Source organism: Pseudomonadota bacterium (genome assembly GCA_040752895.1).
Lineage (GTDB): Bacteria > Pseudomonadota > Alphaproteobacteria.
The window spans coordinates 1-19,197 of record JBFMHN010000006.1 but is presented as its reverse complement, the minus strand read 5'-3'; the positions used below and the strand labels follow the sequence as shown (position 1 = coordinate 19,197).

The 19,197-nt window shown below is 61.8% G+C and carries 22 protein-coding genes and 1 tRNA gene; 16 read left to right on the top strand and 7 right to left on the bottom strand.

Annotation, left to right across the window (positions count from 1 at the left end):
- The first annotated feature begins 63 nt into the window (after positions 1-63).
- The 4 genes from AB1781_10365 (at position 64) to AB1781_10350 (ending at position 5,166) form a co-directional block, all read left to right on the top strand.
- A complete protein-coding gene (locus AB1781_10365; protein ID MEW5704970.1) occupies positions 64-1,209 on the top strand; it encodes an ATP phosphoribosyltransferase regulatory subunit in 1,146 nt (381 codons plus the stop codon).
- A gap of 11 nt (positions 1,210-1,220) precedes the next feature.
- A complete protein-coding gene (locus AB1781_10360; protein ID MEW5704969.1) occupies positions 1,221-2,513 on the top strand; it encodes an adenylosuccinate synthase in 1,293 nt (430 codons plus the stop codon).
- A 633-nt stretch (positions 2,514-3,146) separates the two neighbouring features.
- Entirely contained in the window at positions 3,147-4,655 is a 1,509-nt protein-coding gene (locus AB1781_10355) for a hypothetical protein (GenBank protein MEW5704968.1), read from the top strand.
- Positions 4,656-4,665: 10 nt separating this feature from the next.
- Positions 4,666-5,166 (top strand): hypothetical protein, encoded by a 501-nt coding sequence (locus AB1781_10350; GenBank protein ID MEW5704967.1) that lies wholly within the window; start codon positions 4,666-4,668, stop codon positions 5,164-5,166.
- Positions 5,167-5,202: 36 nt separating this feature from the next.
- Here AB1781_10350 and rpoH read toward each other — a convergent pair whose 3' ends face one another.
- A complete protein-coding gene (rpoH, locus tag AB1781_10345; GenBank protein ID MEW5704966.1) occupies positions 5,203-6,099 on the bottom strand; it encodes an RNA polymerase sigma factor RpoH in 897 nt (298 codons plus the stop codon).
- 129 nt (positions 6,100-6,228) lie between these two features.
- The gene (locus tag AB1781_10340; protein ID MEW5704965.1) at positions 6,229-7,215 is read right to left on the bottom strand and encodes an RluA family pseudouridine synthase; all 987 of its coding nucleotides are present in this window, start codon (positions 7,213-7,215) and stop codon (positions 6,229-6,231) included.
- Between the two features lie 22 nt (positions 7,216-7,237).
- On the opposite strand from AB1781_10340, the gene AB1781_10335 reads away from it, so the two are divergent.
- From AB1781_10335 to AB1781_10325, 3 genes are all read left to right on the top strand, one after another.
- Positions 7,238-7,546, top strand: coding sequence for a hypothetical protein (locus AB1781_10335; protein MEW5704964.1), 309 nt, complete (start codon positions 7,238-7,240; stop codon positions 7,544-7,546).
- Entirely contained in the window at positions 7,543-7,977 is a 435-nt protein-coding gene (locus tag AB1781_10330) for a M67 family metallopeptidase (protein ID MEW5704963.1), read from the top strand. Before AB1781_10335 ends, AB1781_10330 begins: the two co-directional genes overlap by 4 nt.
- A 66-nt stretch (positions 7,978-8,043) precedes the next feature.
- A tRNA-Glu gene (locus AB1781_10325) sits at positions 8,044-8,119 on the top strand.
- 44 nt (positions 8,120-8,163) lie between these two features.
- Here AB1781_10325 and AB1781_10320 read toward each other — a convergent pair.
- Positions 8,164-8,346, bottom strand: coding sequence for a hypothetical protein (locus AB1781_10320; GenBank protein MEW5704962.1), 183 nt, complete (start codon positions 8,344-8,346; stop codon positions 8,164-8,166).
- A 5-nt stretch (positions 8,347-8,351) separates the two neighbouring features.
- The gene (locus AB1781_10315; GenBank protein ID MEW5704961.1) at positions 8,352-8,687 is read right to left on the bottom strand and encodes a hypothetical protein; all 336 of its coding nucleotides are present in this window, start codon (positions 8,685-8,687) and stop codon (positions 8,352-8,354) included.
- Positions 8,688-8,974: 287 nt separating this feature from the next.
- Here AB1781_10315 and AB1781_10310 point away from each other — a divergent pair, with 287 nt between their 5' ends.
- The 4 genes from AB1781_10310 (at position 8,975) to AB1781_10295 (ending at position 11,788) form a co-directional block, all read left to right on the top strand.
- Positions 8,975-9,604 (top strand): glutathione S-transferase, encoded by a 630-nt coding sequence (locus AB1781_10310; GenBank protein ID MEW5704960.1) that lies wholly within the window; start codon positions 8,975-8,977, stop codon positions 9,602-9,604.
- A 117-nt stretch (positions 9,605-9,721) separates the two neighbouring features.
- Complete coding sequence (locus tag AB1781_10305; GenBank protein MEW5704959.1) at positions 9,722-10,051, top strand: hypothetical protein; 330 nt, start codon at positions 9,722-9,724, stop codon at positions 10,049-10,051.
- Positions 10,052-10,208: 157 nt separating this feature from the next.
- Positions 10,209-11,003 carry a carboxy-S-adenosyl-L-methionine synthase CmoA gene (gene cmoA, locus AB1781_10300; GenBank protein MEW5704958.1) on the top strand — a complete coding sequence of 265 codons (795 nt, stop codon included), beginning with the start codon at positions 10,209-10,211 and terminating at the stop codon, positions 11,001-11,003.
- 71 nt (positions 11,004-11,074) lie between these two features.
- On the top strand, positions 11,075-11,788 hold the full coding sequence (locus AB1781_10295) for an isoprenylcysteine carboxylmethyltransferase family protein (GenBank protein MEW5704957.1): 714 nt from the start codon (positions 11,075-11,077) through the stop codon (positions 11,786-11,788).
- A gap of 21 nt (positions 11,789-11,809) precedes the next feature.
- Here AB1781_10295 and AB1781_10290 read toward each other — a convergent pair whose 3' ends face one another.
- From AB1781_10290 to AB1781_10280, 3 genes are read right to left on the bottom strand one after another with little or no spacing between them, the layout of a single operon-like run.
- Positions 11,810-12,910: a succinylglutamate desuccinylase/aspartoacylase family protein gene (locus tag AB1781_10290; GenBank protein ID MEW5704956.1), complete on the bottom strand. Its 1,101-nt coding sequence runs from the start codon at positions 12,908-12,910 to the stop codon at positions 11,810-11,812.
- A complete protein-coding gene (gene rimK, locus AB1781_10285; protein ID MEW5704955.1) occupies positions 12,870-13,775 on the bottom strand; it encodes a 30S ribosomal protein S6--L-glutamate ligase in 906 nt (301 codons plus the stop codon). Before rimK ends, AB1781_10290 begins: the two co-directional genes overlap by 41 nt.
- A 3-nt stretch (positions 13,776-13,778) precedes the next feature.
- The gene (locus tag AB1781_10280; GenBank protein MEW5704954.1) at positions 13,779-14,375 is read right to left on the bottom strand and encodes an ATP-dependent zinc protease; all 597 of its coding nucleotides are present in this window, start codon (positions 14,373-14,375) and stop codon (positions 13,779-13,781) included.
- Between the two features lie 347 nt (positions 14,376-14,722).
- Between AB1781_10280 and AB1781_10275 the strand changes: the two genes are divergently transcribed.
- From AB1781_10275 to AB1781_10255, 5 genes are all read left to right on the top strand, one after another.
- Positions 14,723-14,932 carry a cold-shock protein gene (locus AB1781_10275; GenBank protein ID MEW5704953.1) on the top strand — a complete coding sequence of 70 codons (210 nt, stop codon included), beginning with the start codon at positions 14,723-14,725 and terminating at the stop codon, positions 14,930-14,932.
- 169 nt (positions 14,933-15,101) lie between these two features.
- Positions 15,102-15,995 carry a tetratricopeptide repeat protein gene (locus tag AB1781_10270; protein MEW5704952.1) on the top strand — a complete coding sequence of 298 codons (894 nt, stop codon included), beginning with the start codon at positions 15,102-15,104 and terminating at the stop codon, positions 15,993-15,995.
- A gap of 65 nt (positions 15,996-16,060) precedes the next feature.
- Complete coding sequence (locus AB1781_10265) at positions 16,061-16,735, top strand: HAD-IA family hydrolase (GenBank protein ID MEW5704951.1); 675 nt, start codon at positions 16,061-16,063, stop codon at positions 16,733-16,735.
- Between the two features lie 9 nt (positions 16,736-16,744).
- Positions 16,745-18,325 carry an AAA family ATPase gene (locus AB1781_10260; GenBank protein ID MEW5704950.1) on the top strand — a complete coding sequence of 527 codons (1,581 nt, stop codon included), beginning with the start codon at positions 16,745-16,747 and terminating at the stop codon, positions 18,323-18,325.
- A gap of 206 nt (positions 18,326-18,531) precedes the next feature.
- A complete protein-coding gene (locus AB1781_10255; protein ID MEW5704949.1) occupies positions 18,532-19,002 on the top strand; it encodes an Hsp20 family protein in 471 nt (156 codons plus the stop codon).
- Positions 19,003-19,197 lie beyond the last annotated feature (195 nt).

The following is a 19,197-nucleotide window of genomic DNA, read 5'->3' as shown; positions in this document are numbered from 1 at the left end:
AGTAGGAATCTCACCCGGGCTTTTACCTCACTGGTCAATCCCCTCGGGACAGGGGAGACACGCATGACGGATCAATCGCAAAAGGCCCTGCTTCCAGCAGGACTTCGGGACGTTCTGCCGCCGGATGCGGCGGCAGAGGCGCGCGTGATGGAAACGCTGATGGCGTCCTTCGCCGCCCACGGCTACGCACGGGTGTCGCCCCCTCTCGTCGAGTTTGAGGAAACCCTCCTCGAGGAGGCCGGCGCGGGGATGGCGAACAAGACCTTCCGGGTCATGGACCCCGTCTCCCAGCGCATGATGGGGGTGCGTCCGGACATGACGTTGCAGGTGGCCCGCATCGCCCGCACGCGGCTTCTGGACGCGCCGCGGCCGCTTAGACTTTGCTATGGCGGGCAAGTGCTGCGCGTGGTTGGAAGCCAGCTTCGCCCGGAGCGGGAATTTGCCCAGGCCGGCGTCGAACTGATCGGGTCGGCGGCGGTCAACGCCGATCTTGAGGTCATTCAGCTTGCCGTCGAAGCCCTGCAAGGCATTGGCGTTGCCAATCTTTCGATCGATTTGAATCTGCCGATCGTCGTGCCGGCGGTATGCGAAGACCTTGGTCTGGAATGCGGGCGTGGCTCCCCCCTTCGCGACATGCTGGACCACAAGGACGTGACGGCCGTCACCGCCCTCGGCGGGAAGCCGGCAAAGGTTCTGGGGGCGCTTTTGGCGGCAACGGGGCCGGTGGACCGGGCGCTTGGCCTCTTGCAGAAGATCGCGCTTCCAAAGCCGGCGGCGGCGGAACGGGCGCGCTTGGTGGAGGTGGCCGAACGGCTGGCCGACCTTTCACCCGACGTCGGGATGACGGTAGATGCGGTTGAAAACCGTGGTTTCGAATACCAGTCGGGCCTGAGTTTCACCTTCTTCGCTCTCGACGTTCGCGGATCCTTGGGCCGCGGCGGGCGTTACGCGGCGGGCGAGAAGGAGCCAGCCACCGGGTTTACGCTTTTCCTCGACAGCGTGCAGCGGGCGCTTTCCCCGGCGCCACCTTCGGGCAGTCTCTACCTTTCCTTCGGAACGTCGGCTGTGGAAGGGGCGCGCCTTCGCCAGGAAGGCCGGGTCACCGTCGCGGCTCTCGAGGACGGCGGCGATCCGCAGGCGGAAGCGAAACGATTGGGATGCACGCATTTTTATGTCGCCGGCAAGGTGATGCCGGTGAAAAAGAGCTGAGGAGGGATTTCGTGGCAAACGTCGCCGTCGTCGGCGCCCAGTGGGGCGATGAGGGAAAAGGCAAGATCGTGGATTGGCTGTCGAAGCGGGCGGATGTCGTCGTCCGTTTCCAGGGCGGCCACAACGCGGGCCATACCCTTGTCATCAACGGCAAGACCTACCGCCTAAGCCTTCTTCCCTCCGGCATCGTGCGCGAGGGCAAGCTTTCGATCATCGGCAACGGCGTCGTCGTTGACCCATGGGCCTTGCTCGAAGAGATCGAGACGGTCCGCGGCATGGGCGTGCCCGTGACGCCGGAGAATTTGCGGATCGCGGAGAACGCGCCGCTGATTTTGCCACTGCACCGCAAGCTGGATCTGGCGAGGGAGGAGGCCGCGGGTAAAGCCACGATCGGCACGACGAAACGGGGCATCGGGCCGGCTTATGAGGACAAGATCGCACGCCGGGCGATCCGCATCTGCGATCTGGGGGATCCGGCAACGCTGATGGAGCGTATCGAAACGCTTCTCCTGCACCACAACACTTTGCTGCGCGGCGCCGAACTACCCGAGATCGACGGCGGGGCGCTTTACGGGGCGCTTCTCGATGTTGCTCCGAAGATACTGCCCTTCGCGGGAACGGTCTGGAAGGAGTTGGACGCGGCGCGCCGGGGCGGCAAGCGGATTCTTTTCGAGGGCGCGCAAGGCGCCATGCTCGACATCGATCATGGGACCTATCCGTACGTGACATCTTCGAACACACTGGCGGCGCAGGCGGCCACCGGCTCGGGCATCGGGCCCGGTGCCATCAGCTACGTGCTGGGCATTACGAAAGCCTATACGACGCGGGTCGGCAGCGGCCCCTTCCCGACGGAACTCGACGACGAGACCGGCCGCCTTCTCGGCGAGCGCGGAAAAGAATTCGGCACCGTCACGGGGCGGAAGCGCCGTTGCGGATGGTTCGACGCCGTCCTCGTGCGCCAGACGGTCACGGTCGGGGGGATTAACGGCATCGCGTTGACGAAGCTCGACGTTCTCGATGGACTTCCGCATGTGAAGGTCTGCGTTCGCTACCGGAACGGGGACCGCGCGTACGACCACCTGCCGTCCTTGCCGTCGGCGCAGGCGGCGCTGGAACCCGTCTACGAAACCCTGCCGGGCTGGCAGGAAAGCACCCGAGGCGCCCGTTCCTGGGCGGATCTTCCGGCGCCGGCCGTCAAATACATCCGCCGTGTCGAGGAACTGATCGGTGCCCCCGTCGCGCTGCTTTCCACGAGTCCCGAGCGGGAAGACACCATTCTCGTCCATGACCCGTTCACGGATTGATGGTTAATACATTGATTTAACGCGCGAATTTCTAAGAATACCGTCGCCACATTAACGTTTTCTTTGCTTTCCCGCCGCATAATCGGCAAGGCCCGAACTGTCCGAAAGCGGGATAAAAATGGTGGGAACGGAACAGGCGGAACCCCTTACACAGGGAATAACGCCTACCGGCGGCGAAGTTTTGGTAAAAGGGCGGTACCGCATCCTTCGGGAAGCGGCTCTGCCAGACCACGACTCCTTCACCGCGAAGGCCTACCGGGCCGAGGACATCCGAAACGCCGATAGGCCGCTGGTTGCCTATATATGCGATCCCGGGCTGCCGCTGCGCTGGCAGGTTCTCGCGCATTTGCGGCAGAACGATCTCCGCGGCGTCCCGAAGCTGGTGGAAGAGGGGGTCGTCGAATGGTCTCCCGACCGCGGCGAACAGCCGGCCTTGATCTATGAGCGTTCGGGTCGCCGGCTTTGGCGCTCGCTCACGGAGCCGGGGCCGCCGATGACGGAGAAGGAAGTCACATCCATCGTCATCGTCCCGGCGGTAGAGGTGTTGCGTCAGCTCGACGTTTCCGGTCTCACCCATCGCGGCATCCGGCCGGACAATCTTTTTTTGCCGACGATAAGACGGAGAAGCGGGCCGTGCTTGGCGAATTCGCCGTGGAGCCGCCCGCATACGCCCAGCCTATTCTTTTCGAGACGATCGAAAGCGGCCTTGCCCATCCGGCTGGCCGCGGCCGGGGGGAAATCGCCGACGATCTTTATGCGCTGGGGGTCACGGTACTGTCGCTTCTTTTGGGAAGTCTGCCCACGAACGAGGCCAGCGGCGAAACCATCCTGCAACGCAAGATACAGGAGAGTTCCTACGCTTTTTTGGTGGGCAAGCGCGCGCTCTCACTGCGCGCCATGGAACTGCTCAAAGGCCTGTTGATGGACGCGCGGGAACGGCGATGGACTCTGGACCGCGTCGAACGCTGGCTGGACGAATATCACGACCCTAATTTGCCAAACGTGGCGGATCATGCGCCGCATGTCTTCACGTTCCGGCAAGAACCGCACGTCACCGGACGCTCGTTGGCGTACGCCTTTACGCAACACCCCCAGGACGCTGCGCGGGCTATCCGAGAAACCCGCTTCGAATCCTGGGTGGTGCGCAGCATTGTCAATCCCGAAATGGCGCGCTACTTGATGGAAGAGGTCGTGGCGAGCCGGAGTTCGACAATTTCGGCCGAGCAGCTTGTCGCGCGGGTCGCCATTCTGCTCGATCCGAAAGCGCCGATCCGTTACCGGAATTTTTCCGCCACCATCGACGGCCTCGGGACCATGCTGGCCGTCGGATTCGCCGACGACGAAATACGCCATAATTTCACCGAGGTTATCCGCCTCAACCTCGCCCAGCTTTGGGTAACGGCGCAGGGACCGATTGTCGCCAACCGCAAGCTTCTGCAGCGCCTCTATCGGCTTCAGCACTTCATCGGCCGCCGCGGGCTTGGCTTCGGGCTCGAGCGCTGCCTCTACGAACTGGTTCCCGGCGCGCGGTGCTTAAGCACGCTCGTCCTGCCAAGGTATTGCACCGGCGTTTCCGAACTGCTGTCGACGCTCGAGGCGGCAACCGGCCAGTTGCAGAGGATGGTCGAACCGATGGACAACCACATCACCGCCTTCATTGCGACCCATTTTCCCGGCAAGGTGGATACGTTTCTGGCTTCGCTCGTCTCGCCAAGAGGTTCCGCCGAACGCGTGTTCGGGGTTCTCGGCCTGCTGGCCAGCCTTCAGGACCGTTACGGGCCCGCGAAGGTGCCCGGGCTCGCCGGTTGGATGTTGAGGATGCTGCCGCCAGTCATTTCGAGTTATCACAACCAGGCCACGCGCAAGCAACTGGAAGAATCCGTGGAGCAGATCGCCGTAAGAGGCAGTCTCGTCGAACTCTACAACCTGGTCGGCAACCCGGCTCGCAGACGGGCCGACCACCGCGCCTACGCGATGGCGCGCGGTGAGTTCATGCGAATGGTTGCAGAGACGGCGAAGATCGAACAGCAATTGCAGGGGCTGTCGCTGAGCGCGCTCGTCATGGGCCGCCTGCTCGCGGCGCGATTTTCCATGCTGATCGCGTTGATCGCTCTTGGCGTTCTACTTTCGCAACGCATTTAGAGTAGGGGGCATGGCAAGAAAACCGATCAAGAGACAGGCACCCGGCGGGACCATACACATGGGACTTTGGTGGATCGTTGGCATTCTCGTGCTTTCGGGCGCTGCGACCGTGGCGCTTCCAAGCGTCATCCTCCTGGTCCTTGGCCTGTTGCCTTCCTGGATTGCCTTCGTCGTTGACCGCAACGTGGGAAAGGTGGCCGGAAAATGCGTCCTCGCCATGAATCTGGTCGGTGTCGCTCCTTACCTGCTCAATCAGTGGGTGGTCGGCGGAGCGGGGCAGGCGGACGCTGCCTTCGCAGCGCTTTCGGATCCCTATTCCTGGGCGGTCATGTACGGGGCGGCGAGCCTTGGTTGGCTGCTCTATTTCGGGGTGCCTCATGTCGTCGCGCTGGTCGTGGAAATGCGCGCCGCGCAACGGAAAGAAAAGCTTGCCAGGCTTCGGGAAGAGCTGATCGGGGAATGGGGCGAGGAGATCGCGGGCGACCTGCAACAGCGGAAGCAGAAAACCTGAGTTTTCTGCTTCCCGAGGCGGGTGGCGTTCGGTGGGTTACGCGTGAATCTGTTGTTCGATAGCGGCGTTCTTCACCGCTTTCTGGAGTTTTGAGAAAGCCCGCGCTTCGATCTGGCGGACACGCTCGCGCGAGATGTTGAATTCCTTGCTCAATTCCTCGAGCGTCAGCGGATCGTCGCGCAGGCGACGCTGGGTCAGGATGTGGCGCTCGCGGTCGTTCAGGCCTTTCATCGCTGCCTTCAGGAAAGCGTGGCGGTTCGATGATTCTTCCTTTTTGGCGAAGGCGGTTTCCTGATCGGGGTGGTCATCCTCGAGCCAGTTCATCCATTCCCCTTCGCCGTCCACGCGAAGGGGCGCGTTCAGGGAATGGTCCTGTCTCGCCATGCGGCGGTTCATCTCGACGACTTCCCTTTCGGGCACGTCGAGACGGTCAGCGATTTCCGTGACGATTTCGGGCGAGAGATCGCCTTCCTCGATCGCCTGCAGCTGGCCCTTCAACCGCCGCAGGTTGAAGAAAAGTTTCTTCTGGGCGGCCGTCGTCCCCATCTTCACGAGGGACCATGAGCGCAGGACGTATTCCTGGATCGAGGCGCGAATCCACCACATCGCATAGGTCGCCAGCCGGAAGCCGCGCTCCGGGTCGAACCGTTTCACCGCCTGCATGATTCCGACGTTGCCTTCCGAGATGAGGTCGGCCAGCGGCAATCCGTAGCCGCGGTAGCTCATGGCGATCTTGGCGGCGAGACGCAAATGGCTCGTCACCAAGCGATGGGCCGCTTCGGTGTCGCCGTGTTCGGCGAAACGTTTGGCCAGCATGTATTCCTCCTCGCGCGCCAGCATCGGGAATTTCCGAATTTCCCGGAGATAGCGGCCAAGGTTGTTCTCCGGCGAGAAGGGGAGAGTCGTGGTTAAGATCGCAGGTACGTTCGGCATGGTTTCATCCTCCCGGGCGGTCGCCCGTTTGGGTGCGTTTGGCACTCTCGGCTTTTGCGCGCAAATTTACCCGATTCGCCATGGCTTTGTCAATAAAAATTACAGCTTTTCAGTTAACTACGTGAAAAGTTAAAGGACATCTAAGCTGGATATCAACTGGGCGAAAGCGATCGGCAAGTCGCTCGTGAACTCTAGCAGCTTGCCGCTTCGCGGGTGCTCAAATCCGATCACATGGGCGTGTAGAGCCTGGCGGTGAAAGGTCCGCAACACCGCCGCCGGGCCCACGGGCAGGCCGGCCGGCGGCTTCCGGCCATAGAGGGGATCGCCGAGCAGGGGGTGGCCAAGATGGGCGAGGTGGACTCGGATCTGATGGGTTCGCCCGGTCGCCAGCCGGCATTCGACCAGGCTTGCGAGCTTGCCGAAGCGCCGGACGACGCGGTAATGGGTGATGGCTTCGCGGCCGCCGCGGGTAACGGTGGCCATCTTCTTGCGATGCTTGGGATGGCGATGGATGGCGGCCCGGATGGTGCCGCAGGCCGGCGCCGGCACCCCCCAGACGAGGGCGAGGTAGACGCGCTTTAGCGTGCGGGCGCGGAGCTGTTCGGTAAGGGCCCGGTGGGTGAAGTCGTTCTTGGCGACGACCAGGAGGCCGGAGGTGTCCTTGTCCAGCCGATGCACGATGCCGGGGCGCGCCACGCCGCCGATTCCGGAAAGGCTTTCCCCGCAATGGGCGATAAGGGCGTTCACCAGCGTGCGGTCCGGGTTGCCGGGGGCGGGATGGACGACGAGACCGGCCGGCTTGTCGACGACGAGCAGGTCCGCGTCCTCGTGGGCGATCGCCAAGGGTATGGCCTCGCCCAAGGGTGTGGCCGGCGTCACGGCGGGCAGGGTGAGCCGGAAGGCTTGCCCCGGTTTGACCCGCGTGTTGGGGTCCGTTATCGTCCGCTCGCCGAGGGCAAGCTGCCCCGATGTGATCAACTGCTTAAGGCGGCTTCGCGAAAGTTCCGGCAGGCGTTCGGCCAGGAAGCGGTCGAGGCGAAGCCCCTTCTCCCGCTCGCTCGCGGTTGCGTGGATCGTGCGCAGGGGTTGAGCGCTTTCCTTTTTTGCCGCCGTCATGGCAGGAGACTGGACCGAAACCATGCGTGGGCTCAAGTTCCTGGTTGTCTTTCTGGGGGTCCTTATCCTGGGCGGGATCGTCTTTCTGGGGGTCACGATCGCGGGCCGGATGTCGGGAAAACTGGAAGGCGCTCCCGGCGGGGGCCACCTTCCCGCCTTCGAGACGGCGAAGGTGACGCTGCCGAAGGGCGCCCGTCTTGAAGGGACGGAAGCCGAAGGCGACCGCCTTCTTCTCCGGCTTCGTCTGGCCGACGGGGCTGGCCGCATCCTGATTCTGGATCTCAACGACGGGCGGCTTCTCGGCACGGTCGAACTCGAGAAGGGGCGATGATCCGGCTGCCCCCGGAAGGCCTGGAGTGTATCCGCCGCGAAGCGGAAAAGGCCTATCCCTATGAGGCGTGCGGGCTTTTGGTCGGACGGCGGCAGGCGAACGGCGATTGTGTCGTGACGTGGGTCGTGCCGAGCCGGAACGTCGCGATCGATCAGGAGGCGCGCAAGGACCGCTTCGAGATCGACCCCAGGCTTCGTTTCGACGTGATGCGGGCCTGCGAAGGAACGGCAGACGACATCATCGGCCACTACCACTCCCACCCCGAACACCCCGCGCAGCCTTCTGCCATCGACCTTTCCATGGCGTGGGACAAGGAATACGTCTGGGTGATCGCCGCTGTGCGGGCGGGGCGGGTGGAGGCGGTGACGGCGCATCTTTTGGACGCGACGGGGCGGGCGTTCGAGGAAATTCCCATCGTCACCCCCGCTTAAACTGCGCAAACCCCCTTGCTTATGGCGGTGGGATAGGGCAACACTCCGCCCCTTGCTTCGCTACGGGTCCCCTTCGTCTAGAGGCCCAGGACACCGCCCTCTCACGGCGGCAACAGGGGTTCGAATCCCCTAGGGGACGCCACGCGGGGTGGGGGCGTTGCAAGACGCCGGTCAGCCGTCACGCCGTCAGGACCAGATCGTATTCCGGCCCCGGTGCCAGCCGGCGCGGGACTTGCATTTCGGGCAGACGCGTTCGCCCGCCCAGGCGCTCTGGAACGGCGTGCGACACGCGAGACAGAGTCGCGCCTTCGGTTCCTCGGCGGGCTCCGGGGCGGGCTCGAAATATTCGAAATCCACTTTATTCCTCATCGGCTTCATGTAAGGCGCGCCTTTCCGGTGCTCGCGGCAGCGGCCGCTCGGAAGGTCACCATCTTCTGGAGGTCCTCATCCCATAAGGTAAAACGCCAGACTCGGAGGCCGGCCGCCAGCGGGATCAGGCCAAATGCGATCCAGTAAGAGATTCCCGCCGTCACGTACATGGCAGCGGTGATGGCCAGGAAGCAACCGAACGATGTCCCGATTTGGATAAGACTCTTGGTCAGAATCGGCGCTTGGAAGTGGGCAACGGAAGCCCTAAGGGCCGCCTGGTTCTCGTCGGAAGTCGTCCTTATGGACGTAGGTTTCATTTGACCCTTCTGCATGCGATCCAAAGGGGTTTTCCGAGGGGAAAACCTGGCAAGAATCCGATCGCAGCCCAAACAGGCCATCTTCGAGAAAGACGAACCTGGCGATTGAATTTATGTGGTTACAGGTTGCGAGCTTTTCAATGATTCATCGGCTTTCCGCCGCACGAACCCATGAAACGGCCACATTTTCTCAACATCATCGCGTGAATGGTTTTCATAGGGAAGTATTTTCTTTCCCGGTGGCGACGGGAATTCGAATTCCTTAGAGTACGCCACGCCATCGAACGTTCGCTAACCGGATATGCCGTGCCATGAAATTTTACGATTGCAGCAGCGCACCCAGCCCGCGTCGGGTTCGCATCTTCCTGGCCGAGAAGGGCGTCACGTTGCCCAGCGTGCAAGTGGACCTGCGCGGCGGCGCGCAGCTGACGGCGGAGTTTGGTAAGTTGAACCCGTGGTGCACGGTGCCGGTGCTTGAACTCGACGACGGCACGGCGATCAGCGAAGCCATTGCTATCTGTCGCTATATCGAGGAAGCCTATCCCGACCCGCCGCTAATGGGCCGTAACGGGAAAGAAAAAGCCGTTATCGCCATGTGGGAGCACCGCTGCGAGATGGACGGCTTCTTCGCTGTCGCCGAGGCCTTCCGCAATACGGCGAAGGGCCTCAAGGGCCGGGCGATGACCGGTCTTGCGGCCGTGGAACAGATACCAGCTCTTGCCGAACGCGGCCGGCTGCGCGTCCAAAATTTTTTCAAGGCGATGGACGTGCGCCTCGCCGAAAGCGAATTCGTCGCCGGTCCCGCCTACAGCGTGGCGGACATCACCTTGCTGGTCACCGTGGATTTCGCCGCCGGTGCCAAGCTCGAGGTCCCGGAAGGCCTCACCCACCTGCGGCGCTGGCACGCCCATGTGAGCCTTCGCCCGAGCGCCCGGAACTAGCAGGATTCGCCCCGTTTTCTCCGCCGGAACGCGGCGTTATCCCGCAGGGGACGCCAGCCCCGGTAACGCGCTATGCTGGCGGGCGTTCCTTATTCTGAAACGACGAAGGAGGACTCGATGTTTGTTTTGTGCGCGTTGCTGCTCGCCACCGCGTTGGTGACGGTAGGCTATTTCGTGCTGTTCGCTTCCTGCCGGACGGAAGGGAAATTCCGGACCTTCGGCCATGTGCTGGGGGCGTGGCTTTTCATTCTGGCACTCCTTCCGCTGATTGGAGCAGGCTACGCGGCCGTCTCCGGCCACCACCCGGCGGGCATGTGGGGAAAGTACGGCCACATGCAGGGCGGACGCGGGATGGGGGAAGGGCATCGCGGGCCGATGCAAGAAGGAATGCAGGGCCGGATGGAAGATCTGCTGCAGCAGCATCTGAAGGAAATGCACGGCAAGTAAGGGTGAAGCGGGGCTGGAGGCGGCCGGCCGGCCCGCCTTCCCCTTTCTCCTTTTGTCTTCTTTGGTCCGGCAAGACCGACCGTGAAAGTGGCTAGCCAAGCCCCGTCACCCAACTTATATTGTGGCGTCGCCCCGAACATTGGCGTGGAGACTTTGGATGAAAAAAGGGTCCGTCACGTCTTTCCCACGGGAAGGAGAAGGACAAGGCAAAGTCGCCGATAGCCAGCTGGAGGACCGCCTGTTCGCCAATCCGGAGGCGGCTATCAAAGATTTCAGCTTCGACCAGGAAACCGCGGGCGTCTTCGACAACATGGTTACGCGCTCGGTGCCGTTCTATACGGAAATCCAGCGCATGATCGTGGAAATGGCGGGTGACTTCGCGACGCCGGGCAGCAGCCTTTTCGATCTGGGGTGCGCGACCGGCACCACCCTTGCGAAATTGGACGCCGCCATTGATCCGCAGGTGCATTTCGTTGGCGTGGACAATTCCGGCGAGATGCTGCAGAAGGCGCGCCTCAAACTGGAATCCTGCGGCACCCAACGGTTGTACAATCTGGTCGAGGAAGATTTGCATGACTTCCGCGGGGTCGAGAATGCCTCGGTCGTCGTGATGGTGCTGACTCTGCAATTTATTCGCCCCCTTTACCGGCAGAAAATACTCGAGTCGATTTTCCGGGGCATGAACCCGAATGGCTGCCTTCTTTTGGTCGAGAAGTTGAATTTTCCGTCTTCGCTGTTGAACCGTCTCTTCATCAAGCACTACTACGACTTCAAGGTGCGCAACGGTTACAGCGAAATCGAGATTTCCCGGAAGCGCGAGGCGTTGGAAAACGTTCTCATTCCCTATCACTTTGAAGAAAACAGGGAAATGCTTACCAAGGTGGGGTTCGGGCAAGTAGACGAGTTTTTCCGCTGGTATAATTTTTGCGGAATGCTTGCGATCAAGACCTAGATAAAATGCCGTCTTCTTTGCGCCTCGGTTTCCTCTATTCAAATTCCGCAGTCATCCGCATCGGAAACTTCATGTTTCGGAAACGGAACGTGGTCTTTCCGGTTTTGCTCATCGCTTTCATCGTAGTTTTTCCGCCGCGCTACCCATACGGCGACGCCGGGCTTGATTTTATTCTCGATGTTTTTGCCCTCCTTTTGGCCGCTTTCGGAGAAGCGGTGCGCGTCATAACGGTTGGGCTCGAGTACATAAAGCGCGGCGGCCTCAACAAACAGGTCTACGCCAAACAACTGGTGACGGGAGGGGCTTTCACGCTCTCCCGCAATCCTCTCTACATCGGCAATCTGTTGATGGTGTTCGCGCTGTTGATGCTTACCGGCCGTCTGCCCATTTTCCTTCTGGGGGGCGCGGTGGTTTTGTTTTTATACGTTTCCTTGGTCGCTGCGGAAGAGAACTATTTACGCGAAAAATTCGGCGACGAATACGAAGCCTATTGTCAAAAAGTGGCCAGGTGGCTGCCGAATCTCCGCGGGGTTCGCGGTATTTTTCACGACCAACGCTTCAACTGGCGCCGGGTGCTGCTCAAGGAAAACAGCAACGTCTATGCCTGGATTGTCGCCGCGTTTCTGGTGGATGGCATTGCGCACTGGCGGGCGGGAGATTTTCTCGAATCCGCCGGCGGGCGTCTGTTTATCGTCATCCTGATCGTTGCGACCGCCGCCTTCGCCGCCATCCGCGTGCTGAAGAAAACGGGTCGCCTAAAAGAGGCTTCTTCCGCGACTCCCTAGGCGTTGCTGCGCGTCTTCTTTCTAGACGATGTCCAGATCCTCCAGCTCGGTTTTCTCTTCGACCTCCTCGCGGAATTGCTCGATCGACTTCTCGGCGACCGCAACGTCGACGACGCTGGCAATGTGGAAGAGAGCGTCCCCCTGGTTGACAACGGGCAGGTTCGTTCGTCCGATCAGGATGCCGGGGTTGTTTGCCGTTACGACGATTTCCTTCTCGCCGAAAGGGTCGAAGATGGAACCCAGTTTCGCATTCGCGTTGATGCGTTCGCCGGGCAGGTGCGACGTCCGCAGAATGCCGCCGGAAGGGGCGCGGACCCAATAGCTCGCCCGGGCGAGGACGGAAGCCATTTTTTTCTTTTTCTCCGGCTTCTTCGTGGAAATTTCAGGGGTGCTCAGCATGCCGAGCGCCCCCATGACATGAAGGACGCCGCGAAGCCCGACCCGAATGCCCGACTCGTCGAAACGCAACGCCTCGCCCGCCTCGTAGGTAAGCGTCGGCACGTTCTGCTTTATGGCGGATTGCCTTAAGGAGCCTTCGCGCAAGACCGCATCGAGAACAAGCGGCGCGCCGAAAGCGTAGGCGAGGCGGAGGACTTCCGGATTCGTGAGGTCGGCCCGGACCTGGGGAAAGTTCGTGCGGTGAATGGCGCCGGTGTGCAGGTCGATCCCGTGGGTCGAGCGGGACACGACTTCCTGAAGGAAAAGGTTAGCGAGCTGTCCGGCGAGCGAGCCGTTGGCCGAGCCCGGGAAACTGCGGTTAAGGTCACGGCGGTCCGGCAGGTAGCGGGTGTTCGAGACGAAGCCGTAGACGTTGACGACCGGCACCGCCAAAAGCGTTCCCTTAAGCCGCGACAGGCGTTGCAGTTGCAACAGCCGGCGGATGATCTCGACGCCGTTGATCTCGTCCCCGTGCAGCGCGCTGCACACGAAAAGGCGCGGACCTTCCTTCCGTCCGTGGACGACGTGAACCGGCACCGTCATCGGTGTGTGGTTGGAAAGTAGGCTTAGGGGCAAATCGACGGTTCGCCGCGTGCCAGCCGGTATGGTGACGCCGCCGATCTCGAAGGGGTCGCGCCTCTCCTTAACCACGGCCGCGGGTCTTTGTCCGGTGGGGTTTTGCATGTTTTTCCATGAAATCGAAAATCTTTCCGGCGAGATCGAGACCGGTCGCCGCCTCGATGCCTTCCAGGCCGGGGGAAGGATTGATCTCCATGACGACGGGCCCGTGGGTCGAACGCAGCATGTCCACACCGCAGACGTTGAGACCCAGGATGCGCGCCGCCCGGGTCGCCGTCGAGCGTTCTTCCGGCGTGATCTTTATCATTTTCGCCGAACCCCCACGATGCAGGTTCGAGCGAAACTCGCCTTCCTTGCCCTGACGCTGCATCGTCGCCACCACCTTGTCGCCGATGACGAAGCAGCGAATGTCGGAACCGTTCGCTTCCCGGATGAACTCCTGCACCAGGATGTTGACATTGACGCCCTGGAACGCCTCGATCACGGATTTGGCGGAATTGTGGGTCTCGCCCAGCATGACGCCGATGCCCTGCGTGCCTTCCAGGAGTTTGATGACGACCGGCGCGCCGCCGGCAAGGTTGATGATGTCGTCGGCGAATTTCGAGGAATGCGCGAAGGTCGTGACGGGCAACCCGATGCCGTCGCGGGCAAGCAGTTGCAGGCAGCGCAGCTTGTCCCGCGAGCGGCCGATCGCGACCGACTCATTCAAGGGCCACACCCCCATCATCTCGAACTGGCGCAGAACGGCCAGGCCGTAGAAAGTGACCGACGCCCCGATGCGCGGAATGACGGCGTCGTAGCCGGTCAGCGCCTGGCCCTTGTAACGCAACTCAGGCCGGTGCGAGGTAATGTTCATATAGACGTTAAGCGTGTTGATGACGTCGAGCGTATGCCCCCGCGCCGTAGCGGCCTCGACCAGCCTGCGGTGCGAGTAAAGGTTCGGGTTGCGTGCCAGCATCGCGACTTTCATGTATTATTCCTCTTCGTCCCTTGCATTTTTCGGCGGCGTTCCCCGTATTTTCAGGGGACGACGTTCCCCGATGTCGGGCCGCTGCGGGATGCGGCGTTCCGTTGGCTGACCCTGGCGTTTTTTCCGGCGACCTAGGCAGAACGACTTCGCCGGGTCCACCACCATGCGGCCGACGATTGCCGTCCGCCCGGCCAGCATCCGGAAGCCCATCTGGTCCCGGTCCGTCAATGTAACCTCGATCGGCCATTCCTCCTCGCCCAGGCGCAGGCACGTTTTGATGACGAAACGCTGTTCCCGATGGCCGCCGGAGTTCGTCACCCATCGGTAATCGTGAACGGGGCAGGCGCACACCTTCACCAGCTTATCGTTTCTTTGGAGGGGGTGCACGTGGAAGTGAATCCAGTCCTTGCCGTTCTTTTTAAACGGGCGAACGGCGAAGGCGTGAAGCGCGGAGGTGCGCGCGCCGGTGTCCACCTTGGCTTTGATGTTGCGGACGCCCAGTTCGGGAAGCGCTGCCCATTCGCGCCACCCGATCGTGGCCTTTGGGGATTTTTTTGTCAGCTTTTTTGAAGCCGAAAGGGAATGCTTTCGTTTTTGCATTCAAGCCGTTTCTACGTGTTCTATTTGCATCTTGTACGGGCGGCCGCGTTACGTCACAGGATTTTATTATACCTGCCTTGCCAGCGAACCCTCGCTTTTTGGCCGGTCGGGGGTTGGGGGGGGCGGAAACGCTAGGCGAACGCCCGCCCGCGGAAAGCCGTTGCGAAAATTATTGGCAAATTAATCGGTCTGTGCCTATATCGTTTACGATCAGTCCTCGAAGGCCCTGCGTATGCGCTTCGTTCCACCAACCGAGCCAGATACCCCAGGATTTTGTGAACTGAGATATGCCCACGCATGAGGCGTAGGTAACGATACAAGCACTTAATACGAGAAGGAAGATTTCTATGAGCAATGGAACCGTGAAGTGGTTCAACCCAGCCAAGGGGTATGGATTCATCAGCCCCGAGGATGGTTCAAAGGACGTCTTTGTCCATATTTCCGCCGTCGAGCGTGCCGGGCTGCCGGGCCTTAACGAAGGCCAGCGCGTCGAGTACGAACTGCAGCGGGGCAAGAATGGCAAGAGCGCGGCCGAGAACCTAAAGCTCGTCGACTGACGCGCCAACGAGACAATAAATAAAGAGAAGGCCCGCCACGTGCGGGCCTTCTTGTTTTTGGGCTCGCTTGTTCTTGCGCGGCGCTCCAGCCACCCGTCCGGCTTTCCGGCAGGGTTGCCTTCGCTTTTGGTCTAGACTTGAAAAAGGGCGCGGGAAGGGGGGATTTTTAATGAAACGGGCGAAGACGTGGCTTGGCGTGCTGGTGGCCGTGGTTGTCCTCGTGGCGGCGGGCTGGTTCGTTCTTGATCGCGAAGACGAAACGGTCGCAACCCTTATCGCAAAGGCGGAAGTGGGCAATACGGCCGCCCAGGCCAGGCTTGCGAAACGCTACGTCGAAGGCCGCGGCATGGGCCAGAGCTACGCCGAGGCGGTTCGTTGGTACCAGTCGGCGGCGGAGGCGGGCGAAGCCATGGCCCAAAACGAACTTGGCCTTCTCTATGCCAGCGGCCGCGGCGTGCCTCGGGACGGCAGGCAGGCCTTTCACTGGATCGGCAAGGCGGCCGGGCAGGATTATCTCCAGGCGATCAGCAATATGGGCATCCTTTACGCGCAAGGCATCGGCACGGAGCCTAGCTTCGAGGAAGCCGTCCGATGGTGGCAAAAAGCGGCCAAGCTGGGGGACCTCTACGCCCAGTATAACCTTGCCGTCGCCTACAAGGACGGGAAGGGCGTCGAAAAGAACGCAAACGAGGCCTTTCGATGGATGCGCGAGGCGGCCAGGCAGAAAGAGCCGACGGCGCACCACAGTCTCGGGGTCATGTATATGGAAGGCATCGGCGTCGAGAAGAACGAGAAGGAAGGCGTACTGTGGATCGAGAGGGCGGCCGAGGAAGGCTACGTCTATTCTCAATACACCCTCGGGGATGTTCATGCGAAAGGGAGGGGCGTGCCGAAGGACATTATCAAAGCCTACGCCTGGTACACGCTCGCCTATGAGGAAGGTTTGCACGCTTCCGTCGTTGCGCGCGCGGAGTTGGAAGTGAAGATGACGGACACCGAAATTGCGGCGGCGAAGGCTCTGGCCAAAACCTTGATCCGCGAGGACGTGAAGCCGCGGTACTGAGCCCCTTCGGCCCGGCCGCGTCGCCGCCTTGACTTGCGCGCGGTCTTCTTTATATGGTTTTGCCCGTGGCCTTTCGACGCGCGACCATTCTTTTTGACATAGACGGAACGCTGATCGACAGCGTCGCCGACCTTGAGGCCGCCTTCAACAAGTTGCTCGCGGCGGCGGGGCATGCTCCGGTCGAACGTGAAGAGGTGCTGCCACTCCTCAAGGGCCATGCCTCCGATCTTGTCCTCGGCGCCTTCGCGTTGCGTGGCGAGACGCTTTCCGAGGCGGACCTCAAGGAAAAGGTCGCACGCTTCCGTCAATATTACGAGTACCCCGAACCGCAATTGACGGCACCCTATGCGGGCGTGGTCGAAACGCTGGAGACCATGCGGGAAGCGGGCTTGCGCCTGGCCGTCTGCTCGAACAAGCCGCAGGCCTCCGCCGTGCGTACACTTGAGATGACCGGCCTTGCGGACTTTTTCGCATTCATCGCCGGCGGCGACAGCTTCGACGGCACGAAGAAGCCCGAAGCGGCGCACGTCCTGAAGACGCTTGCCGCGACGGGCGGGGGGCCCAAGGACGGCGTTCTCGTCGGCGATATGGACGTGGATGTCGAAGGTGCTAGAAACGCCGGCATCCCGCACGTCTTTTGCCGCTATGGCTATTCGACCCTAAGCCCGGAGGAACTCGGCGCCGATGTCACGATCGGCGAATTTTCCGAACTCCTCGACGTGCTCGAACGGCTCGACTAAGCCTTTTGAATGACGGGCAAGACGAAGGACGCAAGACGGCTTCCCGTTGATGACCAGCGGGAGGTTCTGGCGTTTCTTTCTTCCCCCGCGAGCTACGGTCCCGGCGTCTCCAAGGTCGAGCGGATCGACACCCACGCCGCCGTCGTCTTCCTGGCCGGCGATCGGGCCTACAAGATCAAGCGCGCCGTTTGCTTCCCCTTCCTGGACTTCTCGACGCTCGAACGCCGGCGGTGGGCCTGCGAGCGGGAGATCGCCATCAATCGCCGCACGGCGCCCAAGCTTTACCTGGACGCCGCGCCGATCACGCGGGAAGCGGCAGGGCTTGCCATCGGCGGAAAAGGCAAGGCGATCGAATGGGCCGTTTGCATGCGTCGCTTCGATCAGGCCGCGCTTTTCGACCGGATGGCCAGGGAAGGCCGGCTTGATGTCGGGCGTATGGCGGAGACGGCGGACGTCATCCGCGCTTTTCACGGCGCGGCCCCGCGGCTGCACGGGGAGGCGGCGGTGGGCGGGGGGGGCAAGGCCATGCGTTGGGTGATCGACGAAAATCTTGCCGAATTCGACGAACGGCCGAACCTGTTCCCGCCGGCCATGGTCGCCGCCTTGCGGGCAGGGCTCCGGGAAAGCCTGGAACGCGTCGGGGGCTTGCTGGATGAACGGGTCGAGGCGGGTTTCGTGCGCCGTTGCCATGGCGATCTGCACCTTCGGAATATCTGCCTGTTCGAGGAGAAGCCCACCCTTTTCGACGCGATCGAGTTCAACGATCGGTTCGCTGCGATCGATGTGCTCGACGATCTCGCCTTTCTTCTGATGGATCTCGATCACCGAGGCCTGCGCTCCTTCGCCAACCTGGTCTTCAACCGTTATTTCCAAGCAACGGAGGACTTCTCCGGGCTGCGGGCCTTGCCGCTTTTTCTTTCCTGCCGGGCGGCCGTCCGCGCCAAGGTAAGCGCCATCGCCGAGGCAAGCCAGGGCGCGGCTTCCGCGGCAGCCTCGCTCCGCGCCGAGGCCATGGCCTATTTCGAAGAGGCGGCCGCCTATCTGACACCCAAACCCACCCGCCTGATCGGCATAGGCGGCCTTTCCGGGACCGGCAAGACCTCGCTTGCCCGTGCCTTGAGTCCCGGCGTCGGGGTCGCGCCGGGCGCGCTCCATGTGCGCAGCGACGTGCTCCGCAAGCAGCTTTTCGGCGTTGCGGAAACCGTTCCCCTTCCGCCTTCCGCCTACACGCCGGAAGTCAGCCGGCGGGTTTACGAGGAAATGGAAAGACGGGCGAGAAGCGCGCTTGCCGCCGGCCACGCCGTCATAGTGGACGCCGTTTTCGCGCACGCCGGCGAGCGCGAGGCCTTTGAGGCCATCGCCGGGGAGCTCGGGGCTGCTTTCGTCGGCCTCTGGCTCGAGGCCTCGCCCGAGACCTTGATCGCGCGGGTGGGTGAAAGACGGGCCGACGCTTCCGACGCCACACCCGAAGTTGTCCGCCAGCAGCTTCTGTATGAAACCGGCCCGGTTCGCTGGCATCGTCTCGCCGCGGGGGGGCCGCCGGGCGAGGTGGCGAAGGCCGCCGCGGTCCTGCTCGAAGGGTCGCGCTAGAAGGCGGTGTTTCAAGCGCGCCCGCCCCGGATTTTTCCAAAAAATATTAATAATTTTCAGTAAGTTACATTTCAGCCCGCCCCCTTGACAAAAAGGCCGGCCCGAACCAAATAGGGGACAGTTGGCACTCTCTTGATAGGAGTGCCAACACCGCCCGGCCAGTCGGCGGGCGCCTGAAAACATTGCTTCGTAAGGAGAATGTAGAAATGACTCACGTTGATTTTACCCCCCTGTTCCGTTCGATGATCGGCTTCGACCGCCTGGCGCCCTATTTCGAGAACGCCATGCAGGTCGATGAGTCCTTCTCGAACTATCCGCCATACAATGTCATAAGCTTGGGCGAGGACGCCTACCGCATCAGCATCGCGGTGGCCGGCTTCCGGCAGGAGGACCTCGACATCGAGGCGCGTGAGAACGCGCTTACCGTTCGGGGTGAGCGGAAAGGCGAGCCGGAGAACGCGACTTACCTCTATCGCGGCATCGCCGGCCGCAGCTTCGCCCGCGAGTTCCGGCTTGCGGAACATGTTCGGGTCGCAGACGCCCATCTCGAGAATGGCCTTCTGCATATCGACCTCGTCCGTGAGTTGCCGGAGGCGATGAAGCCGCGCAAGGTTGAAATTTCCATCACGAAAGGTGGTTTGAAGAAACTGCTGGAAGGCGGCAAGAGCGCGGCCTGAACGTATTTGCGCATCGAAACGACTGGCGCCGGGCCTTTAAGGCCCGGCGCCTTTTCTTATTTCTCATGCACAAAAAAACTGGCGGAGCCTTTTGGGCTCCGCCAGCGGTATTTAAACGCAACGAGTAGGCTTTAGTCGCCGCCCTTCTCGAGGCGCGCCACCGAGATGTCGTTCTCGGTCACCCCGATCGGGTTG